The organism is Streptomyces amakusaensis, from assembly GCF_039532665.1.
GTDB classification, from domain to species: Bacteria; Actinomycetota; Actinomycetes; order Streptomycetales; family Streptomycetaceae; genus Streptomyces; species Streptomyces amakusaensis.
Window position 1 is genome coordinate 287,306 of record NZ_BAAASB010000001.1, and the last position, 26,261, is coordinate 313,566.

At 69.2% G+C, this 26,261-nt stretch carries 24 protein-coding genes; 13 read left to right on the top strand and 11 right to left on the bottom strand.

The genetic code is table 11. The annotated features are described in order from the left end of the window. The first annotated feature begins 43 nt into the window (after nucleotides 1-43). The 4 genes from ABD371_RS01090 (at nucleotide 44) to ABD371_RS01105 (ending at nucleotide 4,655) form a co-directional block, all read left to right on the top strand. Nucleotides 44-268: a helix-turn-helix transcriptional regulator gene (locus ABD371_RS01090; RefSeq protein WP_344472157.1), complete on the top strand. Its 225-nt coding sequence runs from the start codon at nucleotides 44-46 to the stop codon at nucleotides 266-268. Nucleotides 269-851: 583 nt separating this feature from the next. Then, nucleotides 852-2,105, top strand: a complete 1,254-nt coding sequence (locus ABD371_RS01095) for a DUF3631 domain-containing protein (RefSeq protein ID WP_344472159.1) — start codon at nucleotides 852-854, stop codon at nucleotides 2,103-2,105. Nucleotides 2,106-2,446: 341 nt separating this feature from the next. Beyond that, nucleotides 2,447-2,968 (top strand): MobC domain-containing protein, encoded by a 522-nt coding sequence (locus ABD371_RS01100; RefSeq protein WP_344471580.1) that lies wholly within the window; start codon nucleotides 2,447-2,449, stop codon nucleotides 2,966-2,968. Next, nucleotides 2,958-4,655 carry a relaxase/mobilization nuclease domain-containing protein gene (locus tag ABD371_RS01105; protein WP_344471582.1) on the top strand — a complete coding sequence of 566 codons (1,698 nt, stop codon included), beginning with the start codon at nucleotides 2,958-2,960 and terminating at the stop codon, nucleotides 4,653-4,655. Before ABD371_RS01100 ends, ABD371_RS01105 begins: the two co-directional genes overlap by 11 nt. Here the strand turns inward: ABD371_RS01105 and ABD371_RS01110 are convergent. From ABD371_RS01110 to ABD371_RS01130, 5 genes are read right to left on the bottom strand one after another with little or no spacing between them, the layout of a single operon-like run. After that, complete coding sequence (locus ABD371_RS01110) at nucleotides 4,646-5,176, bottom strand: P-loop nucleotide/nucleoside kinase family protein (protein WP_344471584.1); 531 nt, start codon at nucleotides 5,174-5,176, stop codon at nucleotides 4,646-4,648. The genes ABD371_RS01105 and ABD371_RS01110 overlap by 10 nt on opposite strands. A 38-nt stretch (nucleotides 5,177-5,214) precedes the next feature. After that, a complete protein-coding gene (locus tag ABD371_RS01115; protein WP_344471586.1) occupies nucleotides 5,215-6,090 on the bottom strand; it encodes a glycosyltransferase family 2 protein in 876 nt (291 codons plus the stop codon). Beyond that, complete coding sequence (locus tag ABD371_RS01120) at nucleotides 6,084-7,319, bottom strand: glycosyltransferase family protein (protein WP_344471588.1); 1,236 nt, start codon at nucleotides 7,317-7,319, stop codon at nucleotides 6,084-6,086. The genes ABD371_RS01115 and ABD371_RS01120 overlap by 7 nt, the downstream gene beginning before the upstream one ends. Further along, nucleotides 7,316-8,020 (bottom strand): hypothetical protein, encoded by a 705-nt coding sequence (locus ABD371_RS01125; RefSeq protein ID WP_344471590.1) that lies wholly within the window; start codon nucleotides 8,018-8,020, stop codon nucleotides 7,316-7,318. Before ABD371_RS01125 ends, ABD371_RS01120 begins: the two co-directional genes overlap by 4 nt. Next, nucleotides 8,017-9,174: a glycosyltransferase family protein gene (locus ABD371_RS01130; RefSeq protein ID WP_344471592.1), complete on the bottom strand. Its 1,158-nt coding sequence runs from the start codon at nucleotides 9,172-9,174 to the stop codon at nucleotides 8,017-8,019. The genes ABD371_RS01125 and ABD371_RS01130 overlap by 4 nt, the downstream gene beginning before the upstream one ends. A gap of 124 nt (nucleotides 9,175-9,298) precedes the next feature. Here ABD371_RS01130 and ABD371_RS01135 point away from each other — a divergent pair, with 124 nt between their 5' ends. The 3 genes from ABD371_RS01135 (at nucleotide 9,299) to ABD371_RS01145 (ending at nucleotide 11,586) form a co-directional block, all read left to right on the top strand. Then, a complete protein-coding gene (locus ABD371_RS01135; RefSeq protein WP_344471594.1) occupies nucleotides 9,299-10,303 on the top strand; it encodes a helix-turn-helix domain-containing protein in 1,005 nt (334 codons plus the stop codon). Next, nucleotides 10,300-10,869, top strand: coding sequence for a peptide deformylase (locus ABD371_RS01140; protein WP_344471596.1), 570 nt, complete (start codon nucleotides 10,300-10,302; stop codon nucleotides 10,867-10,869). The genes ABD371_RS01135 and ABD371_RS01140 overlap by 4 nt, the downstream gene beginning before the upstream one ends. Nucleotides 10,870-11,136: 267 nt before the next feature. Continuing rightward, entirely contained in the window at nucleotides 11,137-11,586 is a 450-nt protein-coding gene (locus ABD371_RS01145; protein WP_344471598.1) for a hypothetical protein, read from the top strand. A gap of 1 nt (nucleotide 11,587) precedes the next feature. Here the strand turns inward: ABD371_RS01145 and ABD371_RS01150 are convergent, their stop codons facing one another. Continuing rightward, nucleotides 11,588-12,106, bottom strand: a complete 519-nt coding sequence (locus ABD371_RS01150; RefSeq protein WP_344471601.1) for an HIT family protein — start codon at nucleotides 12,104-12,106, stop codon at nucleotides 11,588-11,590. A gap of 17 nt (nucleotides 12,107-12,123) precedes the next feature. Between ABD371_RS01150 and ABD371_RS01155 the strand changes: the two genes are divergently transcribed. After that, nucleotides 12,124-13,566: a toll/interleukin-1 receptor domain-containing protein gene (locus ABD371_RS01155; protein WP_344471603.1), complete on the top strand. Its 1,443-nt coding sequence runs from the start codon at nucleotides 12,124-12,126 to the stop codon at nucleotides 13,564-13,566. 282 nt (nucleotides 13,567-13,848) lie between these two features. Here the strand turns inward: ABD371_RS01155 and ABD371_RS01160 are convergent, their stop codons facing one another. Then, a complete protein-coding gene (locus tag ABD371_RS01160) occupies nucleotides 13,849-14,358 on the bottom strand; it encodes a toll/interleukin-1 receptor domain-containing protein (protein ID WP_344471605.1) in 510 nt (169 codons plus the stop codon). A gap of 806 nt (nucleotides 14,359-15,164) precedes the next feature. Between ABD371_RS01160 and ABD371_RS01165 the strand changes: the two genes are divergently transcribed. Continuing rightward, on the top strand, nucleotides 15,165-15,410 hold the full coding sequence (locus ABD371_RS01165) for a hypothetical protein (RefSeq protein WP_344471607.1): 246 nt from the start codon (nucleotides 15,165-15,167) through the stop codon (nucleotides 15,408-15,410). A gap of 95 nt (nucleotides 15,411-15,505) precedes the next feature. Continuing rightward, a complete protein-coding gene (locus tag ABD371_RS01170; RefSeq protein ID WP_344471609.1) occupies nucleotides 15,506-15,799 on the top strand; it encodes a hypothetical protein in 294 nt (97 codons plus the stop codon). A gap of 401 nt (nucleotides 15,800-16,200) precedes the next feature. On the opposite strand, the gene ABD371_RS01175 is transcribed toward ABD371_RS01170, so the two are convergent. After that, complete coding sequence (locus ABD371_RS01175) at nucleotides 16,201-16,731, bottom strand: P-loop nucleotide/nucleoside kinase family protein (RefSeq protein WP_344471611.1); 531 nt, start codon at nucleotides 16,729-16,731, stop codon at nucleotides 16,201-16,203. A 324-nt stretch (nucleotides 16,732-17,055) separates the two neighbouring features. Here ABD371_RS01175 and ABD371_RS01180 point away from each other — a divergent pair, with 324 nt between their 5' ends. From ABD371_RS01180 to ABD371_RS01190, 3 genes are read left to right on the top strand one after another with little or no spacing between them, the layout of a single operon-like run. Next, on the top strand, nucleotides 17,056-17,583 hold the full coding sequence (locus tag ABD371_RS01180) for a PadR family transcriptional regulator (RefSeq protein ID WP_190122393.1): 528 nt from the start codon (nucleotides 17,056-17,058) through the stop codon (nucleotides 17,581-17,583). Continuing rightward, complete coding sequence (locus ABD371_RS01185; RefSeq protein ID WP_344471621.1) at nucleotides 17,580-18,269, top strand: ABC transporter ATP-binding protein; 690 nt, start codon at nucleotides 17,580-17,582, stop codon at nucleotides 18,267-18,269. The genes ABD371_RS01180 and ABD371_RS01185 overlap by 4 nt, the downstream gene beginning before the upstream one ends. Next, on the top strand, nucleotides 18,266-20,677 hold the full coding sequence (locus ABD371_RS01190; protein WP_344471623.1) for an ABC transporter permease: 2,412 nt from the start codon (nucleotides 18,266-18,268) through the stop codon (nucleotides 20,675-20,677). The genes ABD371_RS01185 and ABD371_RS01190 overlap by 4 nt, the downstream gene beginning before the upstream one ends. Nucleotides 20,678-20,748: 71 nt before the next feature. On the opposite strand, the gene ABD371_RS01195 is transcribed toward ABD371_RS01190, so the two are convergent. The 3 genes from ABD371_RS01195 to ABD371_RS01205 form a co-directional block, all read right to left on the bottom strand. Beyond that, nucleotides 20,749-21,657, bottom strand: coding sequence for an alpha/beta fold hydrolase (locus ABD371_RS01195; RefSeq protein ID WP_344471625.1), 909 nt, complete (start codon nucleotides 21,655-21,657; stop codon nucleotides 20,749-20,751). A 141-nt stretch (nucleotides 21,658-21,798) separates the two neighbouring features. Next, on the bottom strand, nucleotides 21,799-23,643 hold the full coding sequence (locus ABD371_RS01200; protein ID WP_344471627.1) for an MFS transporter: 1,845 nt from the start codon (nucleotides 23,641-23,643) through the stop codon (nucleotides 21,799-21,801). 239 nt (nucleotides 23,644-23,882) lie between these two features. Beyond that, nucleotides 23,883-26,198, bottom strand: coding sequence for a D-alanyl-D-alanine carboxypeptidase family protein (locus ABD371_RS01205; protein ID WP_344471629.1), 2,316 nt, complete (start codon nucleotides 26,196-26,198; stop codon nucleotides 23,883-23,885). Nucleotides 26,199-26,261 lie beyond the last annotated feature (63 nt).

Here is a 26,261-nt window from a genome sequence, read left to right on the forward strand (position 1 = left end):
TTGCGTCGAATATCCCTGCCTCGAAACCGAAAAGGAAACCCCTCTGTCCAAGAACTCGTCCCACCGGCATTTTCCCGTCAAACGTGACCGCCTCGCGACACCCGCGGATATCGCGGCCTATCTGGGGGTTCCGGTCAAGACGCTGTACCAGTGGAAGTACCGGGGCATGGGCCCGAAGGTCCACAAGGTGGGCCGTCACCTGCGATACCGCTGGGCAGAGGTGGACGAGTGGCTCGCCGCCCAGTCCGCCTTCGGCCTGACGGCCTGACGCTCGGAAGCGTTGCCGACCTCGTGCCCTGAAACCAGGGCCATGAGCACCCTTCGGCTGACCGTCTCCACCTGAATGAACGAGTCGGTGAAGGAACAGAGCCCTCTGCCCCGCTCTACCCCTTCACCTGAGAGGAACGCCTATGGCCGACCCGTCCCCCGACACTACAAGCACACCACCCAAGGTTGTCTGGCCCGTAGCTGCGATCCCCGGACAGGGCCTCCCCAGCCACCGCGCGGACCGGACCAGCGCACGGCCCACCGACGCGCGGACCGCGGACCAAGCGCACGACTCCCTTGGTCCGCACAAGAGCAGGCGTGCGGACCAACCCGACGGCGAGGAGCGGACCGCACGACCGACTGCAGACCAGACATCCGAAAGACCAGAGAACCCACAGGTCAACGGCGTGCGGACCGGACCACAGCCAGCGGACCAGACGGGGACCGGCGGACCGTCTCCTGCGGACCAGAACGCCAGCCCTGGTCCGCAGGTCCGCAACGTGCGGACCAATCCCGGGGACCGTGGTCCCCGCCCCTCCTCCGAGATAGGCGGTCCCTTGGCCGGGACCACTCAGTCCGGGACCGTGGTCCCGGACCAGTCGGGAAGCGCGGACCACGGCAGTGGTCCCCTCGAAGCCGCTGGCGACGGGGCCGCTCTACTCGACGAGCTGCGGGCGGCGATAGGCCAGTACGTGGTGCTGCCGAGCCAAGAAGCATTGACGGCAGTCACCCTCTGGGTGGCGGCCTCGCATATCCAGCCCGCCCTTCAGCACGCGCCCCGGCTGGCCGTGGTCGGGCCGACCAAGGGGTGCGGCAAGTCGCGCCTCCTGGACGTGCTTCACGAGACGGTGCACCAGCCGATGATGACCGTGAACACCTCGCCGGCGGTGGTGTTCCGTGTGATCGGCAAGAACCCTCCCACGCTGCTGGTGGACGAGGCCGACACCATCTTCGGCCCGAAGGCAGGTGAGAAGGAGGATCTGCGCGGCCTGCTGAACGCCGGCCACCAGCGCAACCGTCCCGCCTGGCGGATCTCCGGGCCGGAGCACAAGCCGACGGCCTTTCCCACGTTCGCCATGGCAGCCCTGGCCGGGATCGGCGACCTGCCGGACACGATCATGGACCGGGCGGTCGTGATCCGTATGCAGAAGCGGAAGCCGGGTGAGCGCATCGTCCCGTTCCGGTCGCGGTACTCGGTACCCGAGCTGAACGCGCTGCGTGACCGACTGGCCGCGTGGCTGATTCCCCTGCGAGGCACCGCTGCGGGCTTGGTGCCCATGATGCCAGTGGAGGACCGTGCCGCGGACACCTGGGAGCCGCTGGTCATCGTGGCGGATCTGGCCGGCGGCCACTGGCCCGCCAGTGCCCGTGCGGCGTGTTCGGCGATGGCCCGCAACGAGGTGGCCCAGGACGAGCAGACGACCTTGAAGACGCGTCTTCTGCGTGACATCCGAAGCGTGTTCGCCCAGGCGGGCGATCCGGAGACCTTGCGGACCCACGACCTGCTCGCCGCGCTCCTCCAGGACGCCGAGGCCCCGTGGGCCGAGTACGGAACCAAGGGGCTGAACGCCTACCATCTGGCCAACTTGCTGAGGGACTTCGCCATCAGCCCCGCCAACCACCGTTTCGAGGAAGCCAAGCAGGCCAAGGCGTACGTCCGTAACCAGTTCCTCGACGCCTGGGCCCGCTACTGCCCCGACTCCACCCCGGCGACTCACCCTCCTCGGTACGAGGACGCACCGGCGCGCGTGGTCCGGGGCAGGCCGCCCGCTCCTCCGTCCGGAACGCTGCCGGTAGCCCCGCCCGGCGGTGCCACCGGTCTCCCACGGGCACGCTGACCGACCCACCCTGAGTCCGTCGCAGTCCGTCGCATCCGTCCCGGCGCAGGTCAGCGCCGGGACGGATGCCCACGCCGATACGGATCCGTCCGTACCCGCACCCGCGTCCGTACCTGCTCCGACCAGCCATGGGACGGATGCGACGGACGTGACGAACCCTCCACCCAAGAACCCCATGGAGCACCACCATGCCCGACCGACCCGCCGACCACGCCTCGTCCCGCCGCCGCACGAATCCGCTCGGGCCGGGCCCACGAACAGCAGCAAGCTGGAGCGAACGAGCCTCTGACGAGGCTTCGTCCGCGCTTGCCCCCGCCCCAGGGGTGGCGGAGGAAGGGGCCGTGCGCCAGCGGGCGCCCGAGCTGGGGGAGGTCGGAGATGACGTCGGTTCCGCTTCCGTCGAAGATCCGTCGCGCCCTGAGCAGCCTTCCTGGCGTGAGTCCGGCACCCCCGTGCTGCCCGCTCTGATGAACCGGAGACGCACCGTCGAGACCCGCGACCAGGTCAGGAACATCCGTTTCACACCGACCGCAGTACGGATCATCAGTGCTGAGGCCGAACGGCGCGGTCAGCGCTTCGCCGGCTTCGTCGGTGATGCCGCACTGGCAACAGCCCTCGGACGGAAGCACATGCTCGGCAGTCCTGAGGACGATCCCGTACGCCCGTTGGTGGCGGCCGTCGAGAAGCAGATCACGGCACTGAACAAGATCGGCAACAACCTCAACCAGATCACCGGAGCCATCCACCGGGGAACCGTCCCCGAGCGCACTCATGCCGTACTGGACGGAGTGGACCGGGCAGTCCAGCGGAGCTACCGGCTGCTGGACGAATTCGTGGCCAAGGGCGTCGCCGATGGTGCCTGATGTCTCCACCGGCTCCAGCACCCTCGGCCTGATCAGGTACCTCTTCGGCAGAGGGCGCCGCGACGAGCACACCGACCCGCACATCGTCGCCGCCTGGGACATGGCCGGCGCCCCCGACCCGGGCCGTGACCCCGAGGCCACCTATGCCCAGCTCGCCACACGGCTCGACCACCATGTCGATCTGCGCACCCGCGAGCTGGGCGGAGCGACACCGCCACAACACGTATGGCACTGCCCGGTCCGCACCGCGCCCGGTGATCGCTACCTCACCGACGACGAGTGGGCCGAAGTCGCCCGCCGGGTCGTCGCCGCCACGGGTATCGCCCCTCAGGAAGACGCGAGGGCATGCCGATGGATTGCGGTGCGCCACGCGGACGACCACATCCACATCATGGCCACCACGGTCCGTGCGGATGGCCGCCGCCCCCGCACCCATCGGGACGGCTGGCGGGCCCAGCAGGAGTGTCGCAAGATCGAAGCCGAGTTCGGGCTACGCCGCCTGAAGCCGGGCGACCTCACCGCACCGCGGACACCGACCGGTGCTGAGCGGGCGAAGGCCGAGCGCCAGGGCCGGACGGTCACCTCGCGGGAGTGGCTGCGCGCGCGGGCGTATCTGGTCGCGGCCGGCGTCCGGAGCGTGGACGAGTACTTCACCGTCCTACGATCGATCGGCATTCAGGTCAGGCCCCGTATCGGCCCGGAGACCGGCGAAGTGACCGGCTACAGCCTGGCCGCCCCCGGCGATACGAACAGCCAGAGCGAGCCCGTCTGGTACGGAGGCTCCAAGCTTGCGCCCGATCTTTCCCTCAGCCGCCTACGCGAACGGCTCGCCGACCAGAAGATCGATGATCGGCCGCACCACCTCGCGGACCCGACCGAACCGTGGCGTCGCGTCGAAAGCGCACTCCGCCACGCCCGTACAAGCGTCGAATCCGGTGACGACGCCGTGGCCCAAGCCCACCTCGACGCGTTCGGCGACACCTTGCACAACCTGGCCCTCGTGAGCCACGGTCCGCACCGAGCCGAGCTGTACGAGGCAGCGAAGGCGTTCAATCGCGCCCGACGCTCCGCTGTCCGTGCCGACCATCAGGCCGCCGCCTCACTGCGCGAGGCGGCCAGAGAGTTGGCCTATGCCTCACACGCGCCGGGCGGGATCGCCGTAGCCCTCCTCTTCGCCGCCCTGCATCTGGCTCTCGCCGCCGTCAAATGGCACAAGCATCGGGGCCACCAGCAACAGGCTGCCGCAGCCCAGCAAGCCCTCAGTCATCTGCGGGCGGGTTACCGGCAAGCAAGCGAGCCGGTACTGGCAGACCTCTCTCGCCGAGCCCCACGTTCGCGGACCATCACCCGGTTCGAGGCCATCGTGCGTCGTGTCCTTCCCAACGAGGCGGAAAGGGTTCTGGCGGATCCGGCCTGGTCCGCTCTCACCACCGCGCTCGCCCGTGCCGAGACCGCTGGCCACAAGGCCGGTCACCTCCTGAGCGAAGCCGCCGCCGAGCGCGAACTCTGCAGTGCGGATTCACCGGCTCAAGTGCTGGTGTGGCGTATCGCTTCCCTGCCGAACAAGCGGGCGACCGCAGCTCGCCTCCGAAGCACCCATGGCAGCGAGCCCAGCCTCTCCGTGCCCCAGCCTCTGGTGACGCCACACCATGTGACGCGTGGGGCGAGCAGAGGCACTCAGCGCTGAGTGTGCCGAGCTGCGGCCAGCACTGCCAGGAGTGCGTTCTGGTCTCCGGTGTGGACGATGACTTCCTCGTCCTCGGCCGGGGTGTCGAAGCGGGCGAAGAAGTCGTCAAGGGCTTCGGGGGTGACGGTGAGGGCGTTGGCGTCCTCTCGCTGGTTGCGTTCGGCCAAGCGCCGCAGCAGTTCGTCGCGGCCGACGGGGAGGTAGACGACCACAGGATGGCCGCCTCCTTCACGGGCGGCCTTCCGCCAGGTGTCCCGGTCCGTGCGGCGCCACAGTCCGTGGTCGAGGACGACGTCGTTCCCGGCCTGGAGTTCCTTGGTGAACCGTTCCCGGATGGTCTCGACAGCGGGTCGCTCGCGCTCGAAGTAGGTGTGCTCGGGGTAGTCCACGCCGTAGCGGCCGTGGAGGCGGTGGACCTCCTCGTCCACGGACAGCCGGACGTAGCCGTGGCGGGTGAGGGTCTGGGCGACGGTGGTCTTGCCGGAGCCGGTGAGGCCGACCAGGAGAACGGCGAGGGGCACGGGGTCATCCCTTCCGCGACGGGCGTGCGCGAGCGCGGTCATTCTCCCCGATCCCGGGCGGAGCTGGCGGACGGCCGCCAGGCGGTGACGATGTCGCGGGCCTCGGCGGCCCAGCCGTCCGGCATCCGGTCCAGGCTCACCCGCCGGAACGCGAACTGCGGATCGCCGATGTCGATCGAGCCGCTGTGCTGGCGAACGTGTGACAGGAGACGAGCGGCTTCGTCGCGTACGGCCGGGGTCTGTTCCTGCCAGGTGCCCGTCGAGAAGTGCTGGACCCTGCGGCGGAGGTCGTCCAGGACGCCGGAGCGCCACTTGAAGTGGTGAACGGCGCAGAGGCGGTCCGGGTCCGGTCTGTGTCCGGGGGATCGGTGGTTGCCGGAGGAGATAGGGATGTCGTGGCGGGCCAGTGCGATCTTGCGGGGGTCCCCGTGCAGGAGCCGGTGGGTGAGATGGCCGCCGAGGGGATACGCGTGATCCAGCCCGTCTTCGGGGTGCCAGCCGGTCAGATGCCCGGTCGCGGTGACGCGGTCGAGCATCAGGCCGCCCACGACCCGGTGTCCGGAGCGTTCGGCCTGGTCGATCACTTCGGGGAGCGGCGTGTCGTACTGCTGGAATTCGTCGGCGTCGGCGAGCAGGTGCCAGCCGCGTCCGGCGTGGGTCCGCAGGGTGTCGCGGAGCTGTGTGTTCGTGTGCTCGTGCCAAGGGCCGGTCGAGGTACCGGTGGGAACGATGCCCAGCGCCCGGCAGGCCGCCTGGAGCTGGTGCTGCTGGGCGTGGGGAACATGCTCGGGGAAATGGAAAGCGATCAAGAATCGCTCGATGCCGAGCTTCCGGTAGTGGTGGACCCATGCTTCGAACAGAGAGGGCTCGACGGGCCCGACGACGGCGATCAGAGCCGGGGGTGTGCTCAGCATCGGGACTCCGTGGTCATGAGGGAGGCGAACATCCGAGTGAGGAAGTCGGCCTGGTCTGTAGCGGTCGGCATTCCCAGAAGGCCGGGAGCCTCAGGGCCGGGTCGCTCAGGCGGTTGGCGGATGACGCTGTGCAGAGCGTGGACGAGGCCATCCGGGTCGCCTGGGGCGAACATCAGGGCCCACGGCCGGCCCTGGAGATGGCTGGTGAGCGTGGGATCGTGATCGGAGACGATCAGTGGGACGCCGAGCCGGGCGGTGTCCATCACCAGGCCGGACTCCTTGCCGACCCCGGGGAGCCGGGCGACGAGGGCGGCGTCGGCCGCGCCGTAGGCCAGTCGTAGCACGCACTCCGCGACAGGTCCGGGAATCACGTGCAGGTGGAGGAAGGGCAGGTTCCGCCAGCGTGCGAGTACCGACTCGTCCAGCGGATCGCCCGTGACCACGAGGTGCAGCGGTTCCTCCAGCCGGGCCAGGCCGGCGTCGATGACATCGAGGTCCTTGTACGGCCACCAGCCGCCGACGAGACAGACCACAGCGTCGGTGACCGGGATCCCAAAGGCCGACCGGCCACTTTCACGTTCGGAGTCGGTCAGACGGAGACCATCGTCGACCGCGAAGGCTCGGACCACGGCCGACAGGTCGGGGAAGTCCTCGGCGAACTGGGCGCCGACCGACTCGGTCGGGTACACGGCGATCACTCGGCGCTCGCCCCGGCGGGCCAGCCGGCCGATGAGCCGTACGAAGGAGTCTTCGGTCGTGACGGCCTCGTGGACGAACCGGAGATGCGGTTGACCGCCCAGAAGGGCTGCTGCCCCGTGCAGCGCATCGCTGGCGGTGAGGATCACGACCGCGTTGGCGATGGGCTGAAGCCGACGGGCGGTCCGCAGCGCTGAGGCTTCGGCCAGGCAGCGGGCGATGAGGGTGATCTGGTGTGGCAGCCGCCGCAGCCGGTCCGGCCAGCGACGAGAGCGAAAGACCCGCCGGACGACCGTCGAAACACCAGCGAGGAGGCGTGATGCGGCGAAGAATCCGGCGGAGACACGCCCCACGGGCGCGGTCGCCGTTCGCGCTTCCGTCTCCCGGAGCGCGGCCACCGCATCGGGTGCAATTCCGTTCAGGGCGACGACTAGGCTGCCGGGTCGTGCCTGGGCGAGCGCCACCAGAGTGCGCTGATGGTGCCCACCCAACCGGTCGGCGTACAGCTCGATCAGGACGAGGGGCCTGGTCACCCGGAGACCGCCTGATCCCCGTGGACCTCAGTGAACCTTTGCCGCAGCCACGCCGGATCGTTCAGCCGCTCGTACTGGTCCGGTTGACAGGCGGCCTCGTTCGCAAAGGCGACACCCTCCCGGGCCCCTGCTGCGGCGAAGGCGGCGAACTCCCCGTCGCTGCTGCGCTGCCAGGCGTCCATCCGCCAGCGGGCGTCGCCGTCGGCCATGCCGTACTCGCTGCCGCGGGTGAGCATCGCGCACTCCCGAAAGCCCGCCTTCCAGGAGTGGAAGGGGCTCTGGTTGAAGCGGGTAACGCCGGCGGCCTGTTCGGCGAACTCGACGCGTCCGGGCAGTGCGGCGAGGACATCCACCGCCTCGCCCATCTCCCGCAGAGCACTGCGGCGGATGAGCTTGAGCCCCCCGTAGCCGTAGGTCAGGCCGTTGACGGGGTTGACCGCGCGCCACACGCGCATGGAGACATCCTCGTCCAGGGGCTCCACAGCGGCCGGGGCGAAGTCGGTGTCGATGGCGAAGTCGCCGTCCGCGAGGAAGAACTGCTCACGGTCGACGGCCTCAGCGCACAGCCGGTAGGCCCGGCGCATCCCGTGCACGCCGTGCAGGCGCTTCACAGCGCCCCCGAGGGTCCGCTGAAGGCGGGAGTGGAGGGAGTCGGCCATCGGTTCGTCGTACGAGAGGAAGACGGCGTCGAACCCGGTCACGAGATCGCCTCCAGGTAGCGGGCGGCGACCAGCTCGGGGGTGAAGTCGGCCGTGGAGGCATGGGCGCGCTTGGCATGCAGGGCGTGGAACGTGTCGTCGGAGGCCAGCCGCTCGGCCAAGGCGACCGCCTCGGACGTGGTGGTGAAGCACAGTTCGGGGTCAATGTGCTCGGCGAGCCAGCCCAGTCGCGGCGAGATCACAGGCAGGCCCATGCCCTGGCAGTCGATCACGCTCATCGACCACGGGCAGCCGGGCCGGAACGGGGCGATACCGAAGCGCGCCCCGGCCAGCAGATCCCGATAGCGGACGCGGTCACCCCGGTCCGAGACGATCTGCACATGAGGCAGCTCGGCAAGTTTCTCCCGCATCCGCTCGGGACTGTCGTTCAGCCCAGTCCGAGCGGCACTGCGCTGCCCGAACAGGTCCATCACCCGAAGCCGCACGGATCCGGAAGACACGAGGTCACGGGCCAGGTCCACGAACTGTTGGGTGCCGTAGTGCGCGTACAGCCTGTGGTTGTAGACCCCGATCGGCTCGGCTCCGTCACCGCTCGGGGTGGTGACGGGCGCGCGGACCAAACGTTCGTCGCGTGGGGCCGGAACCACCCGCAGCCTGTCGCCCAGATCCACGGTCATCCGTTCAGCCGCGGCCGAGACCCAGGAGGCGGCCGTGGAAGAGTGCACCATCACCCGGTCGCAGACAGCCAGGCCGGCGGCGAACGCCAGCAGCACCGGCTGCCCGAGCCCGCCATCGTCGAGGGATGGGTCGACCAGAAGCCGCCCGCCGTCGTCGAAGGAGTACGGCAGATAGTGGCAGTACCCGGCCAGGAGCGCGCCGGAGCCCGCTTCCAGCAAGGCCGTACGGATCGCGGGGGCCTCCTCGACCTGGTTGGCCACCACCACGTCCGGCTTCTCAGTCTGGATGAGTGCCACCAACTCGTCGATGTCCGCCGAGAAGCGGGCTCGGTACTTCGTTCCGGGCAGCTTCGTCTGCCGGAAGCCGCACCGGTCGTCCCCGGCCGGTGCCGGCGCGGCGACGGTCACCTCGGCTCCGGCGTCCGCCAGCGCCGGGGCAAGGAGGTCGGCGAAGATCCAGCCGGAGTCCGAGGACAGCCGGTCGGGGTTGGAGATGTTCAGCAGGTACAGCACGCGCATGATGTGTCGCCTCCGTCATCCGCCCGGGGATCGATCCGGGCCGTTGAGGGAAGGAAAGCCGCGACGCGGGCGGTGACGGGATGATGAACTGAGATCACTCACGGTTCATTCATGCTCACCAAAAATGACACGGGGCGAGGATTCGATGGACACCCAGGGCGAGGAGATCACCGCCGAACAGGCAGCCGAGGACTTCGCAGCCGAGGTGGCCCGCTGGCGTGAGGTACGGGGTCTGTCCAAGCGCGCTTTAGCGCAGGCCATGGGCTTCGACCCCTCGTACGTCAGCCACGTGGAGTCGGGCCGCCACAAGCCCAGTGCGGAGTTCGCCCGGCTCGCAGACGAGGTCATGAACTCAGGGAAGGCGATCTGGCGCCGCTGGCTCGACTACGAACAGGCGAAGTCCAGAGGGACCCGGGCACGGCGCCTGCCAGCAGTCCCGCCGGCCCAGCGCAGGCCCGAGCAACCGTACGCCGCCGGCTCTGCCCTCGTCGTCGAACACGACGCCGCGCACCTTCGCTACGACGGCCGCTCGTACCGACTCACGATGCGGCGGCGTCTCCGGAACACCGGCACCGAACCGATCACCCGCTATCTGATCCGCATCTCGGTCGACCGCTACCCCGGCGACCCGGAGCAGTCCAACGCCCACTACCGGACCCACCCGCTGACGTGGGACGAACTCGACCTCACCGCCACCTGCCGGGGCGAAGCAATGCGCTGGCAGGCCAAGCACGACCGTGACGCCTTCAAGGAAGTCTGGCTGCTGTTCGACAACGAACACGGCCGCTTCCCGCTCTACCCCGGCGAATCCGTCTGGATCGAGTACGCCTACACCGTGGGCGACGACAAGTGGGGCAACTGGTTCCAGCGTGCTGTCCGCCTGCCCACCGAACAGCTCGAAGTCCAGCTCGCTTTCCCCGCCGCTCTCGACCCGGTGGTCTGGGGCACCGAGACCTCCATGACCGCCGAAGCCTCCCCGCTCCGTACCCCACCCGTCCGCTGGGACGACGGCGAACAGCGGGCTTTCACGTGGATCACGACCACACCCACATTGCACGCTCGGTACCGTTTGGAGTGGCGGTTCCGGGCACGACCCGAACACAATACGGAACAGGGAGAGTTCAGTTGACGAGCGTTCGGCCCAGCCAGCAGATGCGAGACCTCGGCGTCGTCCAGGAGGGCGCCGCCATCCTCACCACCGCGGCCCGCCCCTTCGACCTGCCCACCGAGCAGTACGAGGCCGAGCGCATCGTGGACGAACTGTTCGCCGCCCTCAACCGCATCAGCCAGGTCCACCCCTTCGCCAAGGGCATGGGCATCGCGGCCCCCCAGATCGGCATCGGCCGCTCCGTCGCCGTCGTCCAGCCACCCGGCGACGCTCCCGCGATCATCCTGCTCAACCCACGGATCACAGCCCGCGCGGAGGCGAGCGACGAGCAGTACGAGGGCTGCCTGAGCTTCTTCGACGTCCGTGGCCTTGTTCCCCGGCCTCTGAAGATCACGGTGGAGACCACGGCCCTGAGCGGCGAGACAGCAGCCACCGTCTACGAACATGGTCTCGCCCGCCTCATCCACCACGAGATCGACCACCTCGACGGCCTGCTGTACACCGCCCAGATGAAGGCTGGAGTCGGACCAATCCCTGTCGAGGAATACCGTCAAACTGGACGGTCCTGGGTATACGACAGCGCTTGATCGCAAGGTCCACATCTGCTGTGGCCGCCTCATCAGGTCCAGTTGCTTGAGCGGCGTCGTGGGAAGGCGTCTCCGGTCGGCCAGTGCTCGGGCAGACCTAAGACCCGTCGAGTTCGTTTCGGCTCAAGGACTCGGCCAGGAACTCCCACGGGACGCAGAGCCGAGCGGGCAGCCAGACCTCACTCCCATCGGCGGGACGGAGTCCGGAGCACCGACCCCGCGATAGTCTCTCGACGTGGGCATGCCCGACGGAGGGGGACCGTGTCAGTGAGTATCAGCAGCAACGAAGCGGATGTCTGTACCACCAGCGGCACTCCACTGAGCGCCGACCGGATCAAGCACCTGGAGTTCATCCAGGCCGTCGTCACCAGGCTGGGCAACAACTCGTTCCTGCTGAAGGGTTGGGCCATAGCGCTCACCGCCGCCATCTTGGCACTCTCAGCCGGGCGGCTCAGCTGGCAGATCGCACTGAGCGGAATCATCCCTCTGCTGGGCTTCTGGTTCCTCGACTCGTACTTCCTGCGCCAAGAACGACTCTTCCGGACCCTGTACGAAGACGCCCGGACGCCCAACAGCGGCGTGGAAATGCTGTCGATGAACATCGGACCGTACCTGCCAAGGGTGACCCTGGCAAAGGTCGCCTTCTCCCAGACACTGGTGCTGTTCTACGGTGCCCTGCTGATCGCCCATTTCGTAGTCCTCCTCCTGACCCGCTGAATCACGCCCTCGGAAGCGCGGGCGGGCACAGCAGGGCGGCCATCTCATCGGCCAATAAATCGAGCACGGCTGCATCCCGAACGCCCGCCCCATCTCCCGGCCACAGCGGGCCCATGGCATCATCTCGCCACCGCGGAACGAGATGGACATGGGCGTGGAACACCGTCTGGGAAGCCGCAGAGCCAGCGGAATGGATGACATTCATGCCCTCAGGGGCGAGGTGGTCGCGTAAGACGTCTCCAATGCGGAGCGTGGTCGCAAGCAGATGCGCTGCCTCCGTCGGCGACATAGCCCAGAGGTCCGGCGCATGGATCCGGGGCACCACAAGCGTGTGGCCGAGGGTCGCTGGCACCAGCGGGAAGAACACCACAGTGTGGTCGTCCTCGAAGATCATCCGAGCCGGGCCGCAGCCGACAGCGATGGAACAGAACGGGCACGGGGGCATGGATATCCTCGCCTTCGTGATTCGGAGTTCTTCGACGCAATCCTCGGCCACCACCCTGGCAGAAGGAACGAACAAGGAGGGGTAACACCTCCATGGGAGGCGTCTTCATCAACTACCGCAGGAGTCCGCGTGCCACGGATGCGGTGCACCGGCTGCGTGAGCGACTCAGCCGTCACTTCGGCGACACGCAGGTCTTCCTCGACACGTCGTCAATGCTGCCGGGTAACCGCTACCCAGATGACCTCAGAGACCGAGTACATGACTGCGAGGTTCTGCTCGTCACCATTCCGGAGGGCTGGCTGGAAGCGCGGAACCAGTCGGGCGAGAGATGCCTCGACCGAGCGGGCGACTGGGTGCGGCACGAGATCGAGCTGGCGCTCGCCGCCGGGAAGACAGTAATCCCCCTGCTCCTTGACGCCGCGGAGCCGCCGTCGCCCGAGCTGCTTCCCGCGTCGATCCGTGACCTCTCCCTGCGGCAGGCGCATCGCGTTACCGCAGATGGCTGGGACGCGGCTGTCGAGGAGCTGATCGCTACGCTGGAGACCCTGGTGGCACCGGAGTGGGAGCCGATCCCCTCCGAAGACCAGCCACCACGACGGCCCGGCCAGCTGCTCGGCTGGGCCACCGGCCTCCTCGCCACAGCGCTCTGCGTCCTCGTGCCATGGGTTGCGACGGCCGGAGGGCCGCCCCCGGAACCGGGCGGCGCTTCGGTCGCCCTGCTGCTGGCCCTGGCCTCCCTTGGGCTGATGGGCATCGTCCTGGTCGCCGTGCTGGTGTCTGGCGGCCTGATGCGCCGCCCCATTCAAGCGTGGGAACGTGACCTACAGGACGCGACGCAGCAGAACTACTTGCGGGCGACCTTCCCTGTGCCAGTCTTCCTCCTACTGTTCGCGACGCTCCTGGTGATCCAGGCGTGGGGGCGGAGCCCCGGCTTCGCCGTCGTGCTGATGCTGGGCATGTGTCTCGCCGTCGGCCCGATGGCAGCCCACTTCGTGCGCTCCTTCAAGAAAGATCGGGAACGGTGGGTGCAGTGGCCAGAGGTTATACCCACGACAGCTCTGATGGCGGTGGTACGGCGAGAGATCGCTCGCCTCGACATGCGTACGCAAGAGTGGAGCGGACCGATCCGGCGAGAGCAGCGGGACCGGGCACGCTTCGCACTCGGAGAGCTGACGGGGGCGGTGGCGGCTCACGGGCGGGCAGCGGAACGCGGGCGGTTGCCATGGCTGCGTGAGGCGCAGCCATGGGCTTTCAGCGGGTACGTCCTGTGGTTGGCACTCACCGTCGCCCTCACGCTCGCCTGGACTTTACCCCTCGGCGTCCAAGGCGAGGGCGGGACGAGGCTTCACGCGGCGCCCGCGGTCGCTGGGGTTGTGGGCTTCTGGCTAGCCTGGACGACCATGGAGTGCGCCTACCGCTACCAGCGGTGGCAGCGCCGGATGTTTCATACAGAGGCGGTGCGACGGCTCACTCTGATAGAGGTGCGGATCGACACGCTGAGTTTGCCGTCCCGCACGCGGCTGGCGACCACGTGAACGTCCAGGCCAGGGCGCTCGCCGTGCAGTCGGCTCACCAGCGTGGCGGTCAGCAAGCCGACCCCAGCCCTGGGTCCAGGAAGCACACGGTATCGCTCAGTGCCTCTGGGCCAGCTTCTCTAGGCGATCAAGGCCAGCGGCTGGCCCAACTACCTCGGGCGGCCTGGCCCGATAGGCGAGCACGCGGAGCGCCCCCACCCACCGCGCCTCGGTGTTCTCGATCTCCCTCAGCCGCTAACGTCGCCTTAACCAGGGCGGATGGCCTCGGCGACTTCCCTCCCCTTAGTTCGCCACGCGCTGGTCGTCCTGAACGGCCACCAGCTCTGCGATCTTGATGGCAACTACTGCCATCGAATCCTCAGCCGTGTCCAACCCGTTTCGGGATGCAAGTAGGGGGCTGACGTTCCGGAGTTCGCCGTAGGTCGTCTCGTGTATGACAGGGAGCAGCAGGTCACGTGCAAGGAGCTCCGAGAGCTCCTTGTCAGAGACGCCACCGCGCTTGAGGCGTGTCAGTAGCGCAGGGGTGACTAGAACGAGACCTGTACGGGACCTCGCCAACCCCTTGTCGATTTCCCGCATGAACGGTAGGCCGAGCGCGATGTTCTTCTCGCTGAACCAGACCGACACGCCCTCTGCTTCCAGCAGGTCATACAACTCAGTGGCAGCACCGCGCCGGTCATCCCACGCGTGGCAGAGGAAGACATCGCAAAGGTCGGGTTGTTGGCTCGCGCGCAACACGGCGGCGTCGCGAACAGGAGCCAGCCCCTTCACCTCACCGGGCGTGTAGATCACGGAGGATGTGCTCGGCGACCAAGGCGCCCGCATTTTGCCGCTACTGGTCGCACTTCCCCCGCCACTGCTCTGCGGCGTATAGACCGGCGGCGGGTAGTAGGGCCGGGGCGATGAGTACCCGTAGCCTCTGCTGCTGCACGCGGGGCACGCCGCACGTCCGCTGGCGGTCCGATGACCCTGAACTGGAGCTGTACAACGACTCATAACTACATGGTATTCGTGTGGCTGCTGTTAGGTCGCATTTATCACAAGAAAAGACAGCCGAGTACAGTTCAGCCCGTTGGGGTCGCCAACGTCACTGATCCCTGTAGCTAATGCTGGAGGGCTTCGGGCCTTCAGCCGGGCCGTCCGAGAACGGCCAACGGCTGCAGTTGCCAACAGCTCGCTCCCTGTTCAGAGCCCGTGCATCAGGTTCCACCGAAGGCGAATCCGAAGCAATGCGTGAGCGGACTGCCCGTTACAGGGTGACAAGAACCGGATCAAGTGACTCGCTGCACCGTGCTGACCAGCTGGAAGAAGCAGCCCACCTCGTGGCCAGCCCAGAACGGATTCGGCACACATGAAGCCGGGAAACCCTGAGAACAGGCAGGAACCTCCGAGACGCGTTTCGCCGGGCCAAGCACAGGCATGGTGGCGTTTTCGCAGGTCAGGACCCTGCCCCGAGAAATCTCCTAAAGCGGGTGTCGCAGGTTCGAATCCTGCCGGGGGCACCACCTGCGCCGCAGGTAAGGGAGTTCCAGGCCCCTCGTTCGATTCGGACGGGGGGCCTTCCTCATGTCTGGAGTCCACGAAGAGTCCACATCCCCGTGCACGCGCCGGAAGAGCTGGTGGAATCGATCAAGGCGCGCGTCGACACGCGCGGAGTATCCGGCTACATCGCAGCCGCCGCCGCTCTTCAGGACGCCATGAACCGACTGCGCGAGTTGGCCGAACGTCTCGTGGAAGAGCACGGCGACGTGACGGACGAGGAGCAGCAAGCGGCGCTGGACCGTATCGCCGCCATCGACGGCCGGCATGACGAGCAGCGAGCGAGTCCGGACGTGGGCGCGTGAGTTCCACCGCCCGAGCGAAGCTGCACCGGCCGCGACAGCGCGTCTTCGCATTCGGCTCCGAGGCTCTCTCCCAGGCAGTTCAAGGCGACCGGGAGATGACCGCGCTGATCAAGGCGGCTCCCCGGCTGGACATCCCGATCGTCACCTCGGCGCTCACGATTCTGGAAGCATGGGACCCTCGCGAAAAGTCGAGGCAGGCACTGTGGAACTGGACCCTGTCCCGGATCCGCGTCGTGCACACCGACGACCAAGTGATCGCCATGGCGCGCGAACGGCCGGCCCGCAGGGGCACAAGTACGCCATCGACGCCATTCTGGCGGCTGTGGCCGGACGGGAAGCGGCGCAGGGAGCTCAGGCAACCGTCTTCACCTCCGATACGGACGACATGAATCAGCTCCTTGAGGGACACTCCGTGCGAATTGAGAAGGTCTGACGAGACGCCGCCCACGCCTCACGCCGATCGTCCACCCGAGCAACGCCTTGGCGTCGCCGGACAGCATCCGCCGACACGCATTCCGCACACACGGGAACGGGAAGAACCGTGAAGACGTGAGGACTACAGAGGGGTGCCTTCCCGGGCCTGACACGCCGCGGCCAACGTTTCCGCAGTTCACAGCCTCATCCTGAGGAATCTCCTCAAGCGGGTGTCGCAGGTTCGGATCCTGTCGGGACACATGCGAGAAGGCCCCCAGCCGATCATGGCTGGGGGCCTTCGACATCCGCAGCTGACATCAATGGCCATGATCAACAGCACCCATCCGACAGGCCGCACACGGGCAGCCGGGGGAAGTCAGCCCTGACCACGCCCGACTGCGGCGAGCGCTGCCAGGAGTGCGTCATGGTCTCCGGTGTGGACGATGACCTCCTCGTCCTCGGCCGGGACATCGAAGCGGGCGAAGAAGTCGTCGAGGGCTTCGGGGGTGACGGTGAGGGCGTTGGCGTCCTCGCGCCGGTTGCGTTCGGCCAGGCGCCGTAGCAGTTCGTCGCGGCCTGCGGGGAGGTGGACGACGACGGGATGGCCGCCCGCTTCACGGGCGGCCTGTCGCCAGGCGTCCCGATCGGTGCGCCGCCACAGTCCGTGATCGAGGACGACGTCAACGCCGGCCCGGAGTTCCTTCACGAAGCGCTCCCGGATCGCCTCGACGGCGGGTCGCTCACGCTCGAAGTAGGTGTGCTCGGGGTAGTCCACGCCGTACCGGCCGTGGCGGCGGTGCACCTCCTCGTCCACGGACAACCGGACGAAACCGTGGCCGGCGAGGAACTGGGCGACGGTGGTCTTGCCGGAGCCGGTGAGGCCGACCAGGAGAACGGCGAGAGGCATGGAGGCATCCCTTCCGCGACGGGAGTGTGCGCGGGCGCGGTCATCTACTCCGATCCTGGCCGGTGGGCGCGTGCGGCTGCCAGGCGGTGTGCGGTGGAGTGCGCATTCGCTGCCACCGGCAGTGGCCGGACTCCGAGTGTTGACGCAGGCGCGACCGACCGGCTCGGTGCGTCGAGGCCGATGACCGCCTCCCGGCAGGGCTCCGAGCCCTGCCGACGGAGCGACCCGGAAGCGGGGTAGCCGCCTCCCGAGCCCCGAAACCCCCGAAGCCCCGCCCGAGGCGGCTATACACACCATGTATACGCGGTGTGTATAGTCCTCGGCATGTCCATGGGTCACACACTGCTCGGGCTCCTGGAGTCCGGGCCGCGCCACGGCTATGACCTCAAGCGCGCCTTCGACGAGAAGTTCGGCCATGACCGGCCGGTCCACTACGGGCAGATCTACGCGACGATGTCGCGGCTGCTCAAGAGTGGGCTGGTGGCGATCGATGGTGTGGAGTCGGGTGGTGGCGGGCCGGAGCGGAAGCGGTACGCGATCACTGAGGCTGGGATCAGTGATGTCGGGCAGTGGCTGGGGCGGCCGGAGAAGCCGCAGCCGTATCTGCAGTCGACGCTTTATACGAAGGTCGTGCTCGCCCTGGTCACGGGGCGGAGTGCGGCAGGCCTGCTGGATACGCAGCGGGCCGAACATCTGCGGATGATGCGCATACTGACCGACCGCAAACGCGGCGGCGATTTCGCTGATCAGCTCATCTGCGACCACGCCCTGTTTCATATGGAAGCCGATCTGCGCTGGCTGGAGCTGACAGCCGCGCGTCTCGACCGGCTCGCTAAGGAGGTCGGCGCGTGAGCGCGTACCCCGGTTCTCTTCTCTGGGCCCAGGATCTGCGGAAGGTCTACGGCCCCACACCCGCCCTCGACGGGGCGTCCTTCTCCGTTCGCGCGGGTGAGGTCGTCGCCGTGATGGGGCCGTCGGGGTCGGGGAAGTCGACGCTGTTGCACTGCCTGGCCGGGATCATCTCCCCGGACTCGGGGTCGATCGGCTACGGCGGTCAGGATTTGGCAACGATGTCGGACGCGCGTCGCAGTGCGCTGCGGCGGTCGGAGTTCGGTTTTGTGTTCCAGTTCGGGCAGCTGGTGCCGGAGCTGACGTGTACGGAGAATGTGGCGCTGCCGCTGCGGCTGGCGGGGATCGGGCGGAAGGAGGCGCAGCGGGCCGCGCTGGAGTGGATGGAGCGGCTGGAGGTGGCCGAGGTGGGGGACAAGCGGCCGGGGGAGGTCTCGGGCGGGCAGGGGCAGCGGGTCGCGGTGGCGCGGGCGCTGGTGACGTCGCCGAGGGTGATTTTCGCGGATGAGCCGACGGGGGCGCTGGACTCGCTCAATGGGGAACGGGTGATGCAGCTGCTGACGGACGCGTCGCGGGAGACCGACGCGGCGGTCGTCCTGGTGACGCACGAGGCCAGGGTGGCCGCATACTCGGACAGGGAAATCGTTGTGCGTGACGGCAAGGTTCGAGACATGGCAGGCACGGTATGAGTCAGCTCACGAAACCCCCTGTCGTCATGGTCACCGAGACCGATACCGACGGCGCGGGCGGGATCCGGGGCTGGGCCAGGGAGCTGGCGCTGGGTCTGCGGTTCGCCGTCACCGGCGGCCGGCGTGGCTGGATACGCACGGCTCTGACCGCCTTCGGCGTGGGGCTGGGCGTGGCGATGCTGTTGGTCGCCTCGTCGATCCCGCAGATGCTGGAGAACCGTGACGGGCGCGGGGACGCCCGTCAGATCGCGAAGTACGACTCCGAGAAGGCGTCGGACCGCTCGTTCCTCTACTTCCCCAACAACACGGTCTACCGCGACACGACGGTGACCGGCATGCTCCTTCAGGCGGAGGGCAAGGGCGACATCGCGGCCCCGCCCGGTCTGACGGAGCTGCCGAAGCCGGGCGAGATGGCGGTCTCCCCCGCTCTCGCCGAGCTGCTGTCCGCTCCCGAGGGGGCGCTGCTGAAGGACCGGCTGCCGTACAAGGTCACGGCCACGATCGGGGACACCGGTCTGACCGGGCCGAACGAGCTGGCCTATTACGCGGGCACTTCCTCTCTCACGGAGGCCGGCGCGGGCGGGCGCTCCGAGGGCTTCGGCGGCGGGCCCCGCTTCAGCGAGCCGCTCAACGGGATACTGCTGCTGATCGTCCTGATCGCCTTCATCGCCCTGCTGCTGCCGGTCGCGGTCTTCATCTCCACCGCCGTGCGCTTCGGCGGCGAGCAGCGCGACCGCCGGCTGGCGGCGCTGCGGCTGGTCGGCGCGGACCGGTCGATGGCGAACAGGATCGCCGCGGGCGAGTCGCTGTGCGGGGCGCTGCTCGGTCTGCTGGTGGGCGGTGGGCTGTTCGCGCTCGCCCGCCACTGGGCGAGCGCGGTGACGGTCTGGGACATCGCGGCGTTCCCCTCCGATCTCTCTCCGGCCCCGGCGCTGATCACGCTGATCGCCGTCGCCGTGCCGGCCGCCGCGATCCTGGTCACGCTCTTCACCCTGCGTTCGGTGTCGATCGAGCCGCTCGGTGTCGTACGGAACAGCACGCCGCGCACCCGCAAGGTGTGGTGGCGGGTGCTGATGCCGGTGCTCGGCCTGGTGCTGCTGCTGACGCAGACGGGCTCGATCTCGATGGGCGGCACCTCGATCAACTCGCTGCTGATCGGCGCGGGCGCGCTGATGGTGCTGGTGGGGATCACCGCGCTGCTGCCCTGGCTGGTCGAGGCCGTGGTGAAACGGCTGGACGGCGGGCCGGTCGCCTGGCAGCTGGCGACGCGCCGGCTCCAGCTCAGCAGCGGTACGGCGGCCCGCGCGATCAGCGGCATCGTGGTCGCGGCGGCCGGGGCCATCGCGCTTCAGACGCTCTTCAGCTCGGTGGAGGGCAACTTCATCACGCCGACCGGGGCGGACACCGAGCAGGCCCATCTCCATGTGTCCTCGCAGGTCCGGGACGGGGCCGAGGCACGCGCCAAGCTCGGGCAGTACGCGGACTCCAGGGGCGTCGCCGGGCTGGTCGGGATCGTGGAGTCGACGGCCAACCAGACGGGGCCGAAGCCGGCGGGCGAGGAGGAGTTCCTCTTCACGGCTCTCACGGTCGGCGACTGCGCGTCGCTGCGGCAGCTGGCGAAGCTGCCGTCCTGCGAGGACGGCGATGTCTTCACCGTCGACAAGGTCGACAAATACGACCAGTACACGTACTACCCGCGTGCCGGGCAGAAGCTCTCGCTGGGCGGCAACCGGAACCACGGCGATGCCGGTGAGCAGCTGGCGTGGCAGATCCCCGCCGACGCCAAGAGGGTGAAGGCTCTCATCGACCCGTCCGGCGAGCGGACGGGCGGAGTGCTGGCCACCCCCTCCGCCGTGGAGCTGGCAAAGCTGTCGAAGCCCTGGGCCACGGCCATGCTCCGGCTCGACTTCACGACGCCGAACGCCATGGAGCACGCGAGGAACGCGGTGGCCGAGCTGGCCCCGCCGCCCCAGCGGACCATCGTGCGGGAGATCGAGCTGAACGAGGTGAACGCCAAGTTCGCCGGCATCAAGACCGGTCTCCTCGTCGGTGCGACGGCGACGATGGCGCTGATCGCGGTCTCCCTGCTGGTCACCACATTGGAACAGCTCCGGGACCGCAAGCGGCTGCTGGCGGTGCTGATGGCCTTCGGCGCCCGGCGCTCCACGCTCTGCTGGTCGGTGCTGTGGCAGACGGCCGTGCCGATCGGTCTCGGGCTGGTGCTCGCGACGGTCGGAGGGATGCTTCTCGGCCAGGTGCTGCTGCTGATGGTGGGAACGATCGCGACGGACTGGCTGGTGTTCCTGCCGATCATCGGGGTCGGGGCCGGGCTGATCCTGCTGATCACGCTGCTGAGCCTGCCGCCGCTGTGGCGGATGATGCGCCCGGACGGTCTCCGCTCGGAGTAGCGGAGTAGCGGAGCAGCGGAGTGGCGGTACGGAGGGGTACGGGGAAAGCTCCCCGTACCCCCTCCGTGCTGCTACGGGACCTCGGACCGCGCCGCGTCCTGGATGACCCGCGTCACCAGATCGGGGTGGGACATCATCGACACGTGCGAGGACTCGATCTCGACGGTGCGCGAGCCGGCCCGTTCGGCCTCGAAGCGCTCCAGGTCGGGGGCGATGGCCTTGTCGTTCTTCGACACGACGAACCAGGACGGGATGGTCTTCCAGGCCGCCGCCGTCGCCTCCTCGGCGAATCCGGCCGCCGCGACCGGCCGCTGTTCGGCCGCCATCACCCGGGTCTGCTCCTCGGGGAGGTCGGCGGCGAAGACGGCGTGGAACTTGTCCGTCTTGATGTAGAGGTCGGTGCCGCTGCCGTTGGCATCGGTGTACGGGACGGGGTTCAGGGCCGGTGCCAGCTCGCTGCCCGGGAACTTGGACGACAGCCCCTCGGGGGACTCGCCCACGTCCGGCATGAAGGCCGAGACGTACACCAGCGCCTTGACGTTGGGGTTCCCGGCCGCCGCCTGGCTGATGACCGCGCCGCCGTAGGAGTGCCCGGCGAGCACGATCGGGCCCTCGATCGACTTCAGGACCGAGGCCACGTACGTCGAGTCGTTGCTGACGCCGCGCAGCGGGTTCGGCGGGGCCACCACCTTGTAGCCGCGGTGCTGGAGCCGCTCCACCACGTCGTTCCAGCCGGAGGCGTCGGCGAACGCGCCGTGCACCAGGACCACCGTCGGCCGGACCCGCTCGCCGGTGCCTTCGGGGGTTTCCTGGTCCTCGGGGCCGGCGACGGCGGGGCCGGCCGCGAACAGGGCGGCGGTCGCGACGAGGGCGAGCGCGCCCGTACGGGAGAGTCCGCGGCGGCGCGGCCCCGGGGAGCCGGAACCTGGGCCGGGGCCGGGGCCGGAGGCGGAGGAGGAGGGCAGGGAGGACACAGCCATGGCTGGCTCGTTTCTGCTGGGGGAAGGCTGTCGGTCCTCAGCGTTGGCGAGTGCCGGCGGCCCCGCGCGCCCCACGGAGCGGGAGAGTGAAACGGGCCCCGCGTCCGGGTGACACCACCGCCCCCGGGGAGCACGGCGGCCTCAGGGGCCGCGCAGCTCCTCGGGGCAGGGGGTCCCGCGCGAGATGCCGTACGGGGCCGCCAGCCGGTACTCCCCGGCCCTGGGCGCGACCAGTTCGGTCCACTCGTCGCCCTGCGCGTCCTCCTCGGCCTTGAGGAGGCAGCCGTCCAGGTTCACGAAGGATCTCGGCTCGCTCTCCTCGCGGAGCCTGGACTCCTCCGTCTCCTCCGGTACGCGCACCTTCTCGCCGTCCGCGTCCACCAGGCCCAGCCAGGGCGAGTACGGCACACGGATCATGACCTTGCCCGGCTTGTCCACCTTGATCCGCACCTGATCGGCGGCGGCCCGCTGGACGACGGCGGGCGGATCGGCCATCGGCTGGGGGTCGCGGACCGCGAAGAGCTGCCAGTTCTCGTCGGACCAGATCCGTTCCAGATACGGCAGCCCCTGGCTCACCAGCGCCGCCTCCTCGCGCCCGCCCGTGTCCGGCGGACCCTCCGGCAGGACGACGTAGTGCACCGCCCACCGGTCCAGCCAGACCCGGTAGTCGGCGGAGTTCAGCGGGGTCTCCTTGTCGTAGAAGATCGGGTTCCGCTCCATGTCGGCCTGGCGGTTCCAGCCACGGGCCAGATGGAAGTACGGCGAAAGCGCGGACGCCTCCCGATGGCTGCTCGCGGGGACCACCTCGACCCGGCCGCGCTCGGCCTTGACGTCCTGGAGCTTGTCGACCAGCGGGGCCAGCTCGAACGTCCAGGACGCCGTGGGGGCCGTCCGCACGATGTCGTCCACGGCCTTGAAGCCGATCCAGAAGTTGAGCCCCGCGAAGGCGAGGACGAGCGCGTACCACTTCCGGGAGCGGCGCACGGTGTACGGCAGGGCGGCCAGCAGCGCCACCCCGGCGAAGAGCATCGGCATCCGCGAGATGTTCGAGCCGATCTGGGAGTCGATGACCCAGGTCAGCAGGGTCGCGACGGAGTAGAAGGCGGCCCCGACCCGGACCGTGCGCCACTCCTTCGGCACCAGCAGGAGGACCGCGATGCCGAAGACGAGGGGCAGCGAGGTCGACCCGAAGGACATCGGCTGGGTCCCGGAGAAGGGGAACAGCCAGGAGGAGAGCGCCACGACCGCGACCGGGGGCAGGCCCAGGACGTACGCCCCCGGCCTGCGCCCGGTGAGGAAGAGCGCGGCGGCCACCACGCCGACGAAGAGTCCGGCGACCGGGCTGGAGGCCGTGGCGAGCGCCGCGAGGACGGCGGCCACCGCGGCCTTGGCCCAGCGCTTGTGGAGCCAGAGAGCGGGCCAGCAGAAGAAGGCCGCGACCGCGCCCACCGCGAACATCATGCCGAGGCCGAAGGTGACCCGGCCGGAGAGCGCGTTGCAGAGGAAGGCGAAGACCCCGGCGAGCGAGCAGGCGAGCGGATTCCGCACGGCCCGTATCCGGACCAGGATCAGCGCGGTCAGGGCGGCCGAGGCCGTGCCCGCGAGCATCATGGTCGGCCGGACGCCGATCACGGACATCAGATACGGCGAGACGACGCTGTACGAGACGGGGTGCATCCCGCCGTACCAGGCGAGGTTGTACGCCGAGTCGGGATGGCGGCCGACGAACTCGGTCCAGGCGTCCTGGGCCGCGAGATCGCCCCCGCTGTTGGCGACGAAGAGGAACCAGAGCACATGGGTGAGCGCCGCTGCCACCGTCGTGACCAGCACGGGACGGCGGGTGGCCCGGTCCCGGAGGTCGGCGGCGACCTCGCGCGCACGGCCGCGTCCCCCGTCCCCGGGGTCCGAGCCGGCGGAGGACGGGCCGGGGCGCGGGCCCGTACGGGTGCTGTGGCCGTCCGTCCGGACCGGCTCAGCGGTGCTCACTGCGACTCTCTCCCCGTCTTCCCGTCCAGGTGCTGGTCATGCCGCCGGGCGGGTGTCGGTGATGGGTGTGGGTGTGGGTTCGATCGGTGCCGTGCGCCGCCGCCCTCTAGGACGTGTTGGGGCACTCTTCAGTTGCCCGGACGCTAACACGAGGGCGTCCCGGGGATCCGGGACGCCCTCGTGCCCGGCCGGAACCGGGCCGGTGTCACCGCTCGGAGGAGCGGGCCGGGTCAGCCTCGTCAGCCGACCCGGGTCAGCTTCTCGGTGAAGCCGGGCTCCGCCATGTCCCGCTGGAGCGCGACCGGCGCGGAGACCAGACCGGGGCCGGTGCCGACGGAGACACGGCCGACCTCGTCCCCGGCCGCTCCGCTGCCCGGGACCGTCTCGCCGCCGCCGTCGATGGTCAGCCTGACCTCGTGACCGGCCCAGCCGACGGCCTTCAGATCCTTGGTGGCGACGACCGGGGTGACCCCGCCGAGACCGTTGTCGATCCGGCCGACGACATCGCCCTTCCTGACCACGGTGGTGGAGGTCAGACCGTCCTGGGCCTTCTCGATGACCCGAATGCTGTGGGTGACCGCCAGCTCCACCTTGGCCGTCAGGTTCGGGGCGTCCTGGATGCCCAGGGTGACCCCCAGGATGCGGCGGTCCTTGCCATCGACCGGCACCTGGGCCGCCCAGAGGAGATTGCCGCCGGCCGGGGTGGAGGAGCCGGTCTTGATGCCGCCGATGCCGGCCTTCAGCAGCGCCCGGCCATTGCCGTTGTAGATCGTCTTGCCGAGGGTGGGGATCTCGACGTGCGGGGTGTCGACTATCGAGCGGAAGACGTCGTTCTTCATCGCGGCCTTGGCCAGTTTGAGCTGGTCCTGCGGGGTGGAGACGGTGGTCTTCGACAGACCGCTCGGGTCGGTGTAGACCGTGTCCTTCATTCCGAGCTCCTTGGCGGCGGCGTTCATCTTCGCCACGAACGCCTTCTCGGACCCCGCGTCCCAGCGGGCGAGCAGCCGCGCCACATTGTTCGCGGAGGAGATCATCAGCATCTCCAGCATCTCCCGCTGGGTGTACTCCTGACCCTCCTCGACGGGCTCGACGGACTCTATGTCCTCGCCCTTCTCGTACTCCTCGTCCGCGCGCCGGTCGATGGTGATCTTCTCCCCGACCTGCTTGCCGGTGAGGGGATGGTTCTTGAGGATCAGATACGCCGTCATCGTCTTGGTGACGCTCGCGATCGGCGCGGGCTTCTGCGCGCCGTACGTGGCGACCATGCCGACGCCCTCGACCTCCACCGCGCCCTGGCCCTCGCCCGGGAACGGCAGACCGAGCTTGCCGCCCTCGAAGGTGAAGGACGGGTCCACGGAGAGCGTCATCCGGGGCTCGGGCAGCGGGCGCATCACCTGCACGACCGCGAAGGCGACCAGCACGAGCAGCACCAGCGGCGTCCAGATCTTGACCCGGCGCAGCGCCGAGCGGACCGGGGTGTCCGGAGTGTTCGTCAGCTGGGCGAGCAGATCCAGCGGGGGCTGCGGCGGCAGCGGCTGCTGGCTGGTCCGCTCGGCCTCCGCGAGGCCGGTGAGTCCCGCGGGACCGGCGGGGCTCGCAGGGCTCGCGGGGCCCTGGGTCCGGTCCTCGGAGGGGGCGGCGGCCGGGGTCTCCTTGCGGCCCCAGGACGCCGTCCGCACCTCGTCGTCACCGCGCAGCGGTACGAAGGTGCTGGGCCGCCCCGCCGGGGTCTTCCGGGCCGGGGCGGACTCGGTGCGCGGGGCCGGCGGGATCTTCAGCGCCCGGGTGGGGCTGTCGTCGGCGGGCTCGGACTTGGGCCTGGGCTTGGTGATCGCTTTGAAGGCCGTGGTGGGGTGGTCGACCTCGTCGTCGGCCTTGTCGTCAGCCTTGTCGTCGGCCTTGTCGTCGGCCTTGTCGGCGTCGGCGTCTTTGTCCGCCTTGTCCGCGTCCTTGGCCGGGGTTTCGACCGCGGCCTTGACGGGAGCCTTGGCCGGCTCCTTGACCGGCTCCTTCTTCGGGGCCGGGGCCGGGGCCTCGCCGGACGCCTTGTCCGCGTCGGGGGCATCGTCGGCGTCCGCGTCCGCATCGGCGTCGGCCTTCACGGCGGCGACAGCGACGGTCTCACCGTCCTCGGCGTCGGCGTCGGCGTCCTCGGCGTCCTCTTCGGCATCCGCGTCGGCGGGCTTCGCCTGAGCCCCCACCTTCACCTCGGGCAGCAGCGCCGTCTCCTCGGCCGCCGTCTCGGGCAGTGCGGCGGTCTCGTCGGCGGGGTCCGAGCCCTCACCGTCGCCGCCCGGCTCCTCGTCGGCCGAGGCGACCCACGCCGCGACCGCGGACCGGAGCTGCTTGTCCTTCTCCACCGACCCGGTCTCGGTGCCCGGTTCGGGCCGCCCTCCCCCGGAGGACGCCGCCGGCTGATCCACACCCGATGACCCCGCCCGGCCCAGCACGGCGACACGCGGTTCGTGTTCGCCTGAAGCCGTCTCCCCCGACGACTTCCGCTGCTCCGACCTGTCGGGGGACTCGCCCGCCACCGTGCCTCCTCCATGAGTCATGCGCCGTTGCCATACGACGCACTGCGGGACGCCGGATATCGGCGGCCCGTGTTGTCCGAACCA